This window comes from Pseudoalteromonas luteoviolacea (assembly GCF_001696455.1).
GTDB classification, from domain to species: domain Bacteria; phylum Pseudomonadota; class Gammaproteobacteria; order Enterobacterales; family Alteromonadaceae; genus Pseudoalteromonas; species Pseudoalteromonas luteoviolacea_C.
The window spans coordinates 486,000-499,444 of sequence record NZ_MAUJ01000002.1; the positions used below are offsets into that span (position 1 = coordinate 486,000).

At 41.1% G+C, this 13,445-nt stretch carries 13 protein-coding genes; 5 read left to right on the forward strand and 8 right to left on the reverse strand.

Features of this window, described 5'->3' with window-relative positions; genetic code table 11:
• Window position 1 precedes the first annotated feature (1 nt).
• Both A7985_RS10610 and A7985_RS10615 read left to right on the forward strand, forming a co-directional pair.
• The gene (locus tag A7985_RS10610) at window positions 2-1,786 is read left to right on the forward strand and encodes a DUF885 domain-containing protein (RefSeq protein WP_065790424.1); all 1,785 of its coding nucleotides are present in this window, start codon (window positions 2-4) and stop codon (window positions 1,784-1,786) included.
• Between the two features lie 244 nt (window positions 1,787-2,030).
• Window positions 2,031-3,500, forward strand: coding sequence for an alpha/beta hydrolase (locus A7985_RS10615; protein ID WP_065790425.1), 1,470 nt, complete (start codon window positions 2,031-2,033; stop codon window positions 3,498-3,500).
• Window positions 3,501-3,636: 136 nt separating this feature from the next.
• Here A7985_RS10615 and A7985_RS10620 read toward each other — a convergent pair whose 3' ends face one another.
• Window positions 3,637-4,062 (reverse strand): MAPEG family protein, encoded by a 426-nt coding sequence (locus A7985_RS10620; RefSeq protein WP_065790426.1) that lies wholly within the window; start codon window positions 4,060-4,062, stop codon window positions 3,637-3,639.
• Window positions 4,063-4,156: 94 nt separating this feature from the next.
• Here A7985_RS10620 and A7985_RS10625 point away from each other — a divergent pair, with 94 nt between their 5' ends.
• A complete protein-coding gene (locus tag A7985_RS10625; RefSeq protein ID WP_065790427.1) occupies window positions 4,157-5,125 on the forward strand; it encodes a GlxA family transcriptional regulator in 969 nt (322 codons plus the stop codon).
• Between the two features lie 113 nt (window positions 5,126-5,238).
• Window positions 5,239-6,408 (forward strand): DUF1624 domain-containing protein, encoded by a 1,170-nt coding sequence (locus A7985_RS10630; protein WP_065790428.1) that lies wholly within the window; start codon window positions 5,239-5,241, stop codon window positions 6,406-6,408.
• Here the strand turns inward: A7985_RS10630 and A7985_RS10635 are convergent.
• From A7985_RS10635 to cspE, 3 genes are all read right to left on the reverse strand, one after another.
• On the reverse strand, window positions 6,395-6,862 hold the full coding sequence (locus A7985_RS10635) for a hypothetical protein (RefSeq protein ID WP_065790429.1): 468 nt from the start codon (window positions 6,860-6,862) through the stop codon (window positions 6,395-6,397). The genes A7985_RS10630 and A7985_RS10635 overlap by 14 nt on opposite strands.
• A 24-nt stretch (window positions 6,863-6,886) precedes the next feature.
• Complete coding sequence (locus A7985_RS10640; protein ID WP_065790430.1) at window positions 6,887-7,684, reverse strand: PhzF family phenazine biosynthesis protein; 798 nt, start codon at window positions 7,682-7,684, stop codon at window positions 6,887-6,889.
• 323 nt (window positions 7,685-8,007) lie between these two features.
• Window positions 8,008-8,217 (reverse strand): transcription antiterminator/RNA stability regulator CspE, encoded by a 210-nt coding sequence (cspE, locus tag A7985_RS10645; RefSeq protein ID WP_063372227.1) that lies wholly within the window; start codon window positions 8,215-8,217, stop codon window positions 8,008-8,010.
• A gap of 644 nt (window positions 8,218-8,861) precedes the next feature.
• On the opposite strand from cspE, the gene A7985_RS10650 reads away from it, so the two are divergent.
• The gene (locus A7985_RS10650; RefSeq protein ID WP_065790431.1) at window positions 8,862-9,404 is read left to right on the forward strand and encodes an NADAR family protein; all 543 of its coding nucleotides are present in this window, start codon (window positions 8,862-8,864) and stop codon (window positions 9,402-9,404) included.
• Between the two features lie 26 nt (window positions 9,405-9,430).
• On the opposite strand, the gene A7985_RS10655 is transcribed toward A7985_RS10650, so the two are convergent.
• The 4 genes from A7985_RS10655 to A7985_RS10670 form a co-directional block, all read right to left on the reverse strand.
• Window positions 9,431-9,868: an N-acetyltransferase gene (locus A7985_RS10655; protein ID WP_065790432.1), complete on the reverse strand. Its 438-nt coding sequence runs from the start codon at window positions 9,866-9,868 to the stop codon at window positions 9,431-9,433.
• 61 nt (window positions 9,869-9,929) lie between these two features.
• The gene (locus A7985_RS10660) at window positions 9,930-10,583 is read right to left on the reverse strand and encodes a C39 family peptidase (RefSeq protein ID WP_065790433.1); all 654 of its coding nucleotides are present in this window, start codon (window positions 10,581-10,583) and stop codon (window positions 9,930-9,932) included.
• Window positions 10,584-10,879: 296 nt separating this feature from the next.
• Window positions 10,880-12,511, reverse strand: coding sequence for a methyl-accepting chemotaxis protein (locus A7985_RS10665; protein WP_065790434.1), 1,632 nt, complete (start codon window positions 12,509-12,511; stop codon window positions 10,880-10,882).
• Between the two features lie 556 nt (window positions 12,512-13,067).
• Entirely contained in the window at window positions 13,068-13,430 is a 363-nt protein-coding gene (locus A7985_RS10670) for a DUF5329 family protein (protein WP_065790435.1), read from the reverse strand.
• Window positions 13,431-13,445: the final 15 nt, after the last annotated feature.

Consider the following 13,445-nt stretch of genomic DNA (forward strand, 5'->3'; position numbering starts at 1 on the left):
AATGAAAAAAACTGCGCTTACCCTTGCCGTCGCAGCTGCTCTCACATTAGCTGGTTGTAGTACAAGCAATACAACGACAGAAGTTGAATCAAAACCTGTAGTACAAGCCACTCAAAACCAAGCATTTAAGGCATTTTCAGAACAATTTATTGAAGACTTATGGCGTCAATACCCTGAACGCTCTCAGTACGCTGGCTATGGTAAATATGATGATGTCATCACAATTCCAAACTCAGCAACGCGCAAAAGCAATGCCAAATTCAGTAAAGAAAAGCTCGCTGAGCTATACAATTTTGATCTCAATACGCTAAGTGGTAACCAAAAAACTGATTACTACCTTATCGAAAACAGCTTGAAAAAGGCGATTTGGGACATCGAAAAGTTTAAGAGCTGGCAATGGAATCCGTCTAATTACAACGTATCATACGGCTTTGCAAGTATCTTAAACAGCCGCTTCAAATCAGAAGCTGAAAAGTACAACGCGGTATTAGAGCGATTAAAGTATGTGCCAGATTATTATGCTGCAGCCCAGCAAAACATTGACACACCGACACTTGAATACACTCAATTGGCTATTGCACAGAATCAAGGTGCCTTCTCCGTTTTAAAAGATGACTTGCTTTCGCAAGTCGATGCATCTGAGGTACTAACCGCTGCAGAAAAAGCATTGTTTAAAACTCGTTTTGCAGACGCAAAAACGGCCATCAATGGGTATATTGACTTTCTGACTAAACTTGAGAAAGAACTGACAGAAAATGGCAATGCGCGTAGCTTTAGGATCGGTGAAGAGCTGTACGAAGAGAAGTTTGCATTTGATATCCAGTCAGGTTACACAGCCAAAAAGATGTATGAGAAAGCGCTTGCAGACAAGGCTCGAGTTACCAAAGAAATGGTTAAACTCACCGACCAGCTTTGGCCTAAGTACTTTCCAGAGACTCAAAGGCCCGCTGATGATACACAAGCGATTTCAAAACTTATCAAGCACCTATCACAAAATCATGTTGCAAAAGAAAATTTCGTAGCAGAAATAAAGCGTCAGATCCCATTACTAGAAAAGTTTGTCATGGAAAAAGACTTGATCACGCTTGATCCAGAGCGTCCGCTTGTTGTGCGTGAGACGCCAGAATACATGCGCGGATTTGCAATGGCATCGATTTCTTCGCCAGGCCCTTACGACAGCAAAGAAAATACCTATTACAACGTTGAGCCGTTGGAATTGCAAAGTGAGGAGCAAGCAAGCTCAATATTGAGAGAGTATAACCACTGGATTTTACAGATCCTCAATATTCATGAGGCCGTTCCAGGTCACTATACGCAGCTTGTATATGCCAACAAATCTCCTTCATTGGTTAAAAGCATCTTACGTAATGGGGCGATGATCGAAGGTTGGGCGGTATACACTGAGCGCATGATGCTAGAAGAAGGCTATGGTGATCATGAGCCTGAAATGTGGCTCATGTACTACAAGTGGAACTTACGTGTTATCTGTAACACCATTTTAGATTACGGCATTCAAGTAAAAGGCATTAGCCGTGATGAGGGCCTTGACCTGTTGATGAATGGTGCATTCCAAGAACGTGCTGAGGCCGAAGGTAAATGGCGTCGTGCAACATTAAGCCAAGTGCAATTAACCAGTTATTACAGCGGCTATCGTGAAATCTATGATTTACGCGAAAAGCAAAAAGAGAAGCTAGGTAAAGACTTTGATTTAAAAGCTTTCCACGAAGAGTTTTTAAGCTTTGGTAGTGCACCAGTCAAATACATCAATCAGCTTATGAACGACTAAGCACAAATACACAGAGCCCCTTCATGGGGCTTTGTTTCATCTGTGTCACGAACGTCCCTTTCTCATCCCATCCATTTAAAGCTGACTGAAACCTCTACCGTTAGCCTTATTAAAAAGCTCTGACATCTCCAACAGTTAAGCACTTTTGATTCATAATAAAGTTGTCATAAATAAAATTATAAATTAGCTAAATATTTAAAAAACGTCGCCGTCTTTATTCTCAGTAAGTCAACAAGGAACCATTATGAAATACGTATCACACTTACTTGGCGGTGTCGCATTAGCGGTATCTGCAACTGCCAATGCTTCTGTTTTTCCAGATCCACAAAACCTACTTACTCATTACTTGAGCGGTCAACCTACAGACGGGGATGCTCCGTTGACGGCAAGTATGGGCTACTTTGAAGCGCACGATCAAGCGCTAAGAGAAATGCTTAACACTCAATCTCCTGAGATTGAACGCATTTTACGCGGCGCAAGTTATTGCTATGCCGCAGTCGCCACTAAACCAGCTGTTACTCAACTTCCCAAACTGTTCAGTCAAGATGGACAATGTAAAGAAGTACCGGCACATACGGCGACAAGAGGCTGGTACTATACTGACGCACAGTGCACCAGCGCAATTGAATATAAAAATGAATCAGACACTGCATTTTGTCTTAGAGAGTTTGACTACAAAGCCCAAAAATACGGCAGCAGTGAAGATTTAAACTATGTGCGCGATGCATGGATGCCCGGTTATAGTGCAACACTACCGGTAACTACCCGTCCGCAAAACTTCTCTGAAGTGCCTTTGGTGCAGCGTACCACTTACAAAACGACATACAGTGAGCGAGGTGCTTGCCACTTAGAAATGCGTGTTTATAAAAATGCTAACAATCATAATGCCACGCCTCTTATGATGATCCATGGTGGTGGTTGGTTAGAAAGGTTGGGCACTGCGCGCACAGCTGAAGCGCAAATAGCGCAATTTACAGATGCTGGATTTGTGGTCTATATGCCTTATTATCGCCTCGTTGAAGATAGAGAAGCTGGACCTGCATGTAACCAAGTTAATATCGAAGACAGCAAACGCGATATTCGTGATGCCTACCTTTGGGCCCTGTTTAATAACTACAAATATACCCACAGTAATAAGTCTATTCGCTTAACCGGTCAATCGGCTGGCGGCCATATGTCAGTTTGGTTATCTCAGCAATTTCCGTTTATGATAGAAAAAATCGCGCCCATGTTTCCGGTACCTGATTTTGCACACCAGCTAAAAGAAGTGCAAGACGGTACGTATGTTCATGGCTACATTGAAAGAATGATTGCTATCTTGTCTGGTAAGTCAGACTGGAGAGAGTTAACCGGTAATGAAGCGGTCATCGTCAATAATAGCTTGCTTGAATACATTGAAGATTACCCGTTTTTGGCACCTGATATGTTCATTAGCCATGGTATGGCGGACACCATCGTATCCCCTAGTCAATCATTGAGACTGTGTAACGCGCTAGCGGGTGACATCCTACATGGTCCAGCACAGGCCAATGAATTAGCGTTTACGAAACAATATGCGCAGATCCAGTGCCGCGCTGGCAGTGAGCTGCATTTACTGGAAAAAGCCAATCACCATTTTGACGGTTGCGGCTTAGGTTTATGTGATGTAGGTGGTGCGGACGGTCTAGCCTCCACACAAGCGCTCATCGGCAATATGATCGAATGGTTAAAATAATCTAGCACGGTTAAAAATTCGCCTCCGTTTGCATACGGGGCATCCTCACTGGGCCACACAGTTTAAAGTGGCAAAACAATGATACCTACCAAAGCAAGGCTTCGCCTTGCTTTTTTGTTGGCAACTATCTAGCTTGTTAGAGCTCACCTTTGCCTACGGTCATTAAGATGAACCATACACTCCAACCAATAAACAAACTCAAGCTCGACAAGCCAAACGCGTAGGTACGGCGTCTAATGTTTGTACCACTTACATGCTCATAACAATGCCAATACCTTGCTAAGACGAAGGCAGCCGATAACACATACCACCCCACTCCCGAGACACCCTCAACATGCAATAATAGTAATAAACAGATAAACAAGACGGGCTGTTGGTACTGATTATCATAACTGTTACCCAGTAATCGTGTTCGCGTACTCATTTCTTCTTTTAGTACAAAATTCACTGCATTTAAAGACAGCTCTTTGCGTCGAACCGCTTTGATACGCATGCAAGCAGTCGCCAACCAAAGCCAGAGAAACAGTATAATCAGAGTAAAAATTGGGTATTGAATCCACATCAGTTATTTCCTTTTGTTAAGTGTATAACTACTTTACAAGTACTATCTCGCCCCCTAAAGTGGCGCTAGTGACATATTCAGAGGTAAAAGTGACATGAAAGTAGCGCTTCTATGCCAAAAAGGCGTTATGGCCAGTGCCCTAACCGGCATCGTTGATGTACTCAATGTGACCAACCATGTGATTAAGAAGGAGTTCTATCAGTGGCAAATCGTTGCTCTGGAAGACAAAGAGATAACGAGCAGCCAAGGGCTTGTTTTTAAAGCTGACTGTCTATTAAATGAATTAGCTGACTTTGATGTTTTAGTCATTATTGGCAGCCAGTATCAAAATGACAAACAGCTATGGCAAGAGTGCCTGTTATTCTCAGAATATAAAAAGTTGTTACACGGTAAGCTGAACAATAAATCTCAATCAACACTCGTAGCGGGATGTTGTGGCGTCGCCTATGCTGCGGCACTAGATCTATTGAGCGACCAGAAATTCACTGCGAGCTGGTGGCTCGAAGCGTTTTTTAATCGCTATTATCCTCACTTAAAACTAGACACGAAACCAATTTACCTGTGCGATCAAAACTTATATACCGCAGGGGCAGCGCATAGCTACATGTATGTTGTTCTGGCTTTGATCACTCAACAAATCGGCAGTAATGTGGCAAATAAGGTTGCAAACTGGCTTGCAATACCTGAACCCCAACTTCACCAAACTGCATTTTTGATGAGCAGCGCACTCGAGCAGCACAAAGACGCTACAGTACTTAAGGTGCAGCAACATATTAAGAATCAACTTAAGGCTCACCATTCACTCCAGCAATTGTCTATATTAGCCTGTGTTTCTGAGCGTACGCTCATTCGGCGTTTTAAATCTGCTATCGGTATGACACCATTTGAATATATCCGCTTACTGCGGTTAGAAAGAGCCAAAGAAGAACTGATCTATTCAAACAAGCGCATTGGTGACATTGCAGCATCGGTTGGTTACCAAGACACTCAGGCCCTCGCAAAACAGTTTAAAAGACACTTTGGGAAATCTATTAACGAAATACGAGCTCAACTAGCAGTCTAGCCACCACATTTAGGCACCTTTACCTAAAAACAGCCAAACAATATTTATGGTTTGGAAATAATTTACTTATAATTTGTTAAGGAAATTCATCAATAGGCTGCAAGGATTGAAGTGTGGCAACAACACATAGACTGACTTCACTGGATATTTTACGTGGTATCATCATCGTTTTAATGGCATTGGATCATACTCGCCATTACTGGGCGATCACGCCTTTTTCGCCAACCGATCTAGAGCACACCACACCCGCATGGTTTTTTACCCGCTGGATAACCCATTTTTGTGCTCCTCTATTTGTATTCTTAACGGGTATCAGCGCGTATATGTACGGGGCAAAGGTTCAGTCAAAATTGTTGCTGCGCAATTATTTGTTGAGTCGAGGACTATGGCTGGTTTTTTTAGAGATAACAGTAATCAGCTTCAGTTGGCAATTTGCTTTTGATTTTGTATTTTTGCAGGTCATTTGGGTTATCGGCTGGTCTATGATCCTGCTAGCAGGGTTAATTTACCTGCCTTTAAAGTTGCTAGCCGCCGTAGCATTGTCTGTCATCTCACTTCATAACCTACTAAATGATACAGAGATTCTTAATATTCTTGGGCCTCAGCTTGCCTGGCTTTGGCATTTATTACATGTGCCAATGGTCGCGGGTCAAGATACTCAATTACAAGTTTTTATTGTCTATCCACTCATTCCTTGGTTTGCGGTCATGGTGCTTGGTTATTGTATCGCCCCTATTTTTAAGGCCCCCAAAGCACTGAGATATAAGGCACTCGCAAGCTGTGGACTCCTCTCTATCGCGCTTTTTATATTACTAAAAATCAGCAATATCTACGGGGACCCTATTCAATTTTATGTTCAGAATAGTTTGATTAAATCGCTTATGTCATTGCTCAACAATACCAAGTACCCGCCATCCCTACTTTATTTGCTGATGACGATAGGACCGGGGCTACTATTACTCATCGCCATAGAAAAAGTGAGCAATGCCTACCCCAGAACACCTTGGATAAATTGGTTACAAGTATTTGGTGGCGTACCATTGTTCTACTATTTGCTCCACATCCCCGTTATCAACTTGAGCGCACAACTGTTCGCATGGCTTCAATATGGACGCACAGTAAACTTTCTTGAAGGCCCAGAATCATGGCCTGCCCTATATCAGCCTAATCTATGGCTTGCATACCTAATGTGGGTAATACTGACCCTAGCTTTGTATTTACCGTGTAAGTATTACCTTAACACCAAACGCACGAGCCAAAGTTGGTTCGTTAAGTATCTGTAGCGGTGTTTGACTGAAGTGGTGAAATGGAAGGCAGCCACTTCAGTGCTAAGAAAGTGAATACGCCACAGGCAAACCAGAGAACACTCGCTACCACACTAAACAAAGTGACAAGCTCCGGTAATACAAAACTTCCCCCAATACCTGCTAAACCGCGCAATGTACACAGTGTTGCGATAGTCATTAACGCCAACTTTGTTAATGGTAGCCGTTTCATATAGCCAGCCCCAGCTAATGCGTATGCAGCGCAAAGAGCAAATAACCCCGACACGAATACAGTCGCGATGGGCGCCAACAATGTGCCTTGCCTCGCAGATTCAATTAAAAATTCTGGTGCCAATTGCGCTCGGTAACACGCTTCCCCCAAAGGAATACACGCCATATGGGCGACGACTGTAATAACAGCCATGAGTGCTACAAATAATAAACCGAATATTGCTACTTTTTCTTTATTCATGACTTCTCTCAAGTAACCTATCTTTTAAACGAAAATACACCCTTTTAGATACAACACCCCTTCACCAACTAAAGTAACTCGGGCTGAGTCAATGTCCACATCACAAATCAAATTCCCGCCACGGGCTGATGCTTGGTAGGCGTTCAATGTGCGCTTGTTGAGTTGCTCTGCCCAAAATGGCGCAAGTCCAGTGTGGATAGATCCTGTAACAGGGTCCTCATCTCCTCCGTTAGCTGGCCAAAAATACCGTGACACAAAATCTGCGTCATCACCTTTTGCTGTCACGACGACATCAAAAGGCGCCAGTTGCTTCAATAAATCAGATTGATATGTCACCTGTTCAACGTCGTATTGCGTGTTATACACAACGAAATAAGCTTGGCTATTTTTAAGCACCTTATTTGGTGCAATTGAGAGCCCGGCTAGTAGCGCTTCTGGCACATTTAAAATTGGCTCAGGTTTTTGCATTGGAAAATTCATCACAATTTTCCCATCGTTTTGAGACGTAACAGAGAGGCTGCCTACTTTATCAGTTGTAAACTCAATCTCGTTATTTACACCTAGGTGATTGAATAACACAAACGCCGTAGCAAGTGTTGCATGGCCACAAAAATCGATTTCGGTTAGGGGTGAGAACCAGCGAATATGATAGCTGTTACTTGAGTTTTTAACGATGAATGCGGTTTCAGAGAGGTTATTTTCTGACGCAATTTTTTGCATCAACGCATCGTTAATCCAGTGTTCTAGCGGCACAATAGCAGCTGAGTTACCTTTAAATTGTGTATCGGTAAACGCATCCACGATAAAAATATCAAGCTTCATTTTATTCTCACTGTAGGGGGAACTGTTACTGTGAATGTACCGAAATAAGCTGCTGAAATATAGCTCAAAAATAAACTTTATCTATCGTAATTTTCAATTCGTCACTTCGAAAAAAACAAGAAAAGCCATATTGTCTAGGTGGAGCGTATCTGTGATAAACAAATTGAGTATTGCCATCTGCCATAACAGGTCAGAGATACTTCCCGACAGGAGTGTGTTTTTCAGATAAAGGTTTTAAAAAAAGAAAAGGAGATGATTGAGATTTATCAATTGAGAGAGGGTTCATTGGGTGTGATTTAGCAACCACACCCAAACATAACTATTTATACAACAGTTACGTTTTCAGCCTGAGGACCTTTAGCGCCCTGAGATACTGTGAAGCTAACTTTTTGACCTTCAGTCAAAGAGCGGAAGCCTTCAGATTGAATTGCTCTGTAGTGAACGAATACGTCAGGTTGACCATTTTCTTGAGCGATAAAGCCAAAACCTTTTGACTCGTTAAACCATTTTACAGTGCCTGTTACTTGAGACATAATTGAACCTATTTAGTTAAAATTTAAAAAAGATGTACAGTATTGGAAGTAAAGTGAGTGACTAAAATTAGGTTTTACGAACAAAACAGAAACTAAAGCAAACAACAAATAAATCAAATATCTTCATACACGGCGTAGGATACACTGAATAAAACAGTTGTCGAGTACTTTTCAATAGTTTTTTCGCAGATTTACACAATCTGACAGCCTGAGTCATTGATTAATAATTAAACATTCCGAAAAAACACAATTCTGAATGGATAGATTGTCTATTTTCCTTTATCTTTTGCGTCTTTTAGCGCGAAACGAGCCGTATTGATTACGCACTTGTTCATCATAAGTATTAAACAAAAGACCGAGGCGATGCGTGTAAAGCTGAGCAGAGAAACAATGCTTTCAACAAGAAATGCGGTTACTGAGAGTATAAACAAGCAGAAACAAATACGTATAACCAAATAGACCCTTTAAACACCACGGTTTATTTACTTCATATCTGTACACACTGGCCATATAAATTACTTAATATTTTTTCAGCTACCATCATTTGTCAAGCACCTTCGTGATAGACTATGCATGACCCTCCAGATATACCACTTCGTATAATCAATGCATATTTCAACTTTAGATAAACTAGGAGTACAAAGTTGATAGATAATAACGCAGCTTTACAAGCATTTATTGAGCAGGGAAATAGCCCTAAATTCGTTTATTTCTGGGGCCATCAAAAATCTAAAAACGGCATCTCTAAATCATGTTTTAGTCAATGGTTTGATGCGCCATTTACAGACAAAAACAAGCGCTTCGCAACGGCCGAACATTACATGATGTACGCTAAAGCAACCCTGTTTAATGATCATGATATCGCAGCTAAGGTGTTAACCTGTCGTCACCCAAATGAAGCCAAAAAGCTTGGTAGGCAAGTAAAAAACTTTGACGAACAATTGTGGAATGCAGAGCACTTCAATATCGTTGTTAAAGCAAATTTACTCAAGTTTGCGCAAAACCCAGAGTTAAAAGCCTATTTGTTAGGAACGTCAAATCGCGTGATCGTTGAGGCAAGTCCGGTCGATAAGATTTGGGGCGTTGGGCTTGCTGAAGACAACCCTTTGATAGTGGACCCTAAGAATTGGCAAGGACTTAACTTATTGGGATACGCACTGATGGTTGTACGAGAAGAGCTTGCATAAGCGTACCCTGTACACACTAAATAACCTTACGCGTCTACCGTGTTTTGCCAGCGCATAATCAACTGCTGCTGGCCTGTTACCTGCTCTAACTCCTCACCAGCAATCACAAAACCTTGCTTTTTATAAAATGCCACGCTAGCAATATTGCGCTTATACACCGCCAACTGAAGGCTGCTACATCTAGCCTTAGCATCGGCTATTAATTGTTTACCAATACCCTGACCTTGGCTTTCAGGCAGTACAAAAATAGCCGCAAGCGTATTATCAACCAAAGCATAAAACCCCACGATTTTATTCTCTTTTACATAGACATAGTTTTTTGAGCTCGGCAAATAAACATCTTTCATCGTATCTAATTGTTCTCGCCAAAATGCCGCAGGCACAAAATGGTGGGCTCGCTCAGAAGCCGCTAGCCAAACAAGTAAAACTGACTCTAAATCGGCTTTAGCGCTTTTTCGTATCATGTGCCTCTCCAATACTCATACTTACCTGCATTCTTTTAACGTTACTCTCTAGTAAAGCGTATTAAAGTTTAATGTCTATTTTTTTGCGTTCAGTGTTAAATGCAACGGCGTAATAACGTAGTCTCGGGTGCTCAACATTCCACAGGTTTAAAAACTCTTCATACGTTTGCACCACACGTTTAGCACCTTTTGCATCATTGAGATAAACAAGACGTTTTGCTTCATCAAAACCAACAACTACGCGATAGTGACTTTGAGATTTGGGCAGCTCCCAATACTGAAATACAATGACAGGAATTCCATTAGCAACATACGCCTTTACATGGTTAAAAAGTTTTGCACGCTTTGCATCTATTTCACTTATAGGTGGTTTGTTGGAGTTTATGCTGAGCGTTTTGCCAAAGCGTTGTAAAAAACCTTCTAAATAAGTCATTTTGATACCTGGATAACTGGTCCAGTTACGGGGGTAGTTGTTTAAAATACCAGATTCAATAAATACGGGCGTATCTTCGTACTGATGAAGTATAGATTCCGCAATATCATATTGACTGTACTGCTTTACCCCCCAGTACTTAAAGATCATCTCTATCGTTGCAGGGCCGCATAGCTTTTCCCCCTGCTCTACAAGTGGCACATTTAAGATTATTTTTTGGGTAGTTTGTGCAATTGAAAATAAAGGCAGTACAAATATCAAAAAAGCAATACACCTGTTCACGTTTCTTCCTTGCTATTTTTCGCAGATAAATGATTAATAAACGCGCTATATTTCGCCGTAAACTAACCATAGGAACTCGATTGTACAGAATAAAAGCGACAAATGTCGGTATAAAACGCCCCTTCATTCGGGCTTGAAGTTTCATTATTAGTTTTATTCAATTTAGTGACTTATAAATGAAATAAGACGGGCCTTAAATCAAGACTCGCCTTTCAGGTTCACTATACAGTTGATTAAAATATTAAATAAACTCATTGAGAGTTAAAGTTAATAAAGATTCATTCACCTTGAGTAACTTAAGATAGCTTGAATTGCTCAACGCTGGTTTTAAGACCATGAGCTAACTCACTGATCTCATGACAAGCTTGTGAGGTCTGGTTTGCACCTTCGGTCATTTCTACCGCTGCACCGTTGATGTTTTCAATATTGCGATTCAACTCTTCCGATACAACTGACTGCTCATTGCAGGCAGCAGCTATTTGAGTGCTCATTGCTGCAATGCTATCAATCTCTTGCTCAATCTTGTTAATTGTCTCGCTGACCGTTTCGGTTTGCTTGACACAAATATCAATTCCCTTTTGGCAGGTCCTTGTTGCTTCGCCAGTCTCTTTAGACTTCTGCTGTAAATCACTCACTATTTCGACGATCTGAGTCGTCGAATCTTGAGTACGCTGTGCCAAAGAGCGAACTTCATCTGCAACGACAGCAAAGCCTCGACCCTGCGCGCCAGCCCTTGCCGCTTCAATTGCAGCATTGAGCGCCAGTAAATTAGTCTGCTCTGCGATTTCGCGAATAACATCAACAACCACATTAATATTTTGCGAGTTCTTTTCAAGATTAGCAGCAAGTTCACCCGCATGCGTTACTGTCTGTGCCACACTTGAAATCTGGGTAATATTGCTCTTTAAAGCCGTGCTACCTTCTCGTGACTTCATGTTTGCTTGATTTGCAGATTCAGCGCCCATTTCAGTACTTTTCGCAACCTCTGACACCGCGGCTTGCATCTCGGTCATTGCAGACGCGACAGATTGCAATTCGTTTTGTTGATTTTGCATACCCGACGCATTTTGAGCTGAGATCATATTAACTTCTTCAACAGCCGTGGTCAGTTGGATAGCGCTGTCATTTATCTGTACTACAAGTCCGTTAAGTTGCTGGCGCATCTGCTCTAAGGAAGTTAACAAAGAGCCAAGTTCGTTCCCACCAACTTGGCGTATATCGATACTCGTACTCAAATCACCATTTGCAATATTTTTTGCCAAATGCATTGCTTTGCTAAGCGGTGTTTTAATTGCTCCACTTAGTACAAAGCAAATCAGCGCTATCATAATCGCTGACACAATCGTACAAATCACGATCACCGTGATGACTGTTTGCACTGCGTTAATTGCTGAAGTTTCTGCATTACCTACATTATCACTGTTAATCTTAACGAGTTCAGTTAACTCATCCATGGCGTCTGAAAAATGCGGGTAACTGTCTAATACAATTTGATTTGCTCTACTGACTTCATCGTTTCTAACAAGCTGATTAAATGAAGAAGTTGCAAATGTATACTTACGCCACGCACTTTCAAACGCGTCAAATTGGCGTTTCTCTTGGGCTGAAACATTGAGCGCGCTATACAAAGACACCTTTTCGTTTACAGCTGATTTCAACTCATCCAAAGTTACCAGCCATGAATCCAGTTCTGGGTGATTGGGGTTTGTTGCCACACCAAATTCGTCTTTTCTTATGGTTGTCAGATCAACTTGTATGCCTTTGACAATCTCTACAGAAGGTATGCTCGTTTGAACAATAAATCCGAGATCGTCACTGATCCCTTTTAAGCCTTGGTAAGTCATAAGACTCACACCTAAGAAAACTAAAAATACCGACGTAAAACTTATGCCGATCTGTTTAGGTATAGACAAATCTTTTAATGCCATATTTATTTATAAATCCCTAAAATTACAATGACTGAGTACCATACCTCCGACATAATGACGCGGTAATATGTGTCACTATGAGTAAATAAAGGCTGGTATTTAAATAATTAAGTGAGCGATAAAATGGTAATCTCGAACACTAGAACACATGTGATCAGCTGCTTCAGGATGAGTGACAGCTTATTTCGCAAAGCCGCCTCAGCTAGATGAAAGGTTCATATAATAGAAAACTTGAACATTTTAGTACGATGATCAAGCCAGCAGTATTATATTGGAAACAAAACTCAGTTGGAATAATTTAATTATTAAAAGTTGGTTTTTTATTGTTATTAAATTATATTTTAAAATCGCAACTTTGATCACAAAAAGATCAAACTCATTAATGCAAAATGAAGTTTGGTTTATTTTCATATATATCTATTGTTAAAATAAAACATATGAAACGAGTAAAGTTACAATTCAAGGTAATAGTGGCCTGAAAAAAATAACCAGACTAAGATTATAATAGGTGAATATTAAGCTTCAGAGGAAATACGAATTTACCATTCTAGCGAGACTATTTATTAAAAGCCCTTTGTTCACGCCTTAAACGATTGAGCTCTAATATTAACCAATCTTGACTACGAATGGCTTCTTTGCCCGAACAATGAATTTTGTAATACTTTCCAGACAATGCGCTTTTGCTTGCCGCATAATGTATAAAGTCCTCTGTCGAATCAATATCATCCTGATAGTACTCGTACTTCTTCATTATGTGCGCTCGAGCATCTGCTGCCGAATGAAAGCGCCCATTTCTCTCATATTCACAGCCTGATTGTTCAACGTACTCCAGCAAATGTGTTATTTCCGAGGGTATCTCAGCAGCAACACTTGCAGAGATTAATAGTGTGGTGATAATGGCAAGTTTGTTAGCTTTCATAGCACTCCTTGTCGT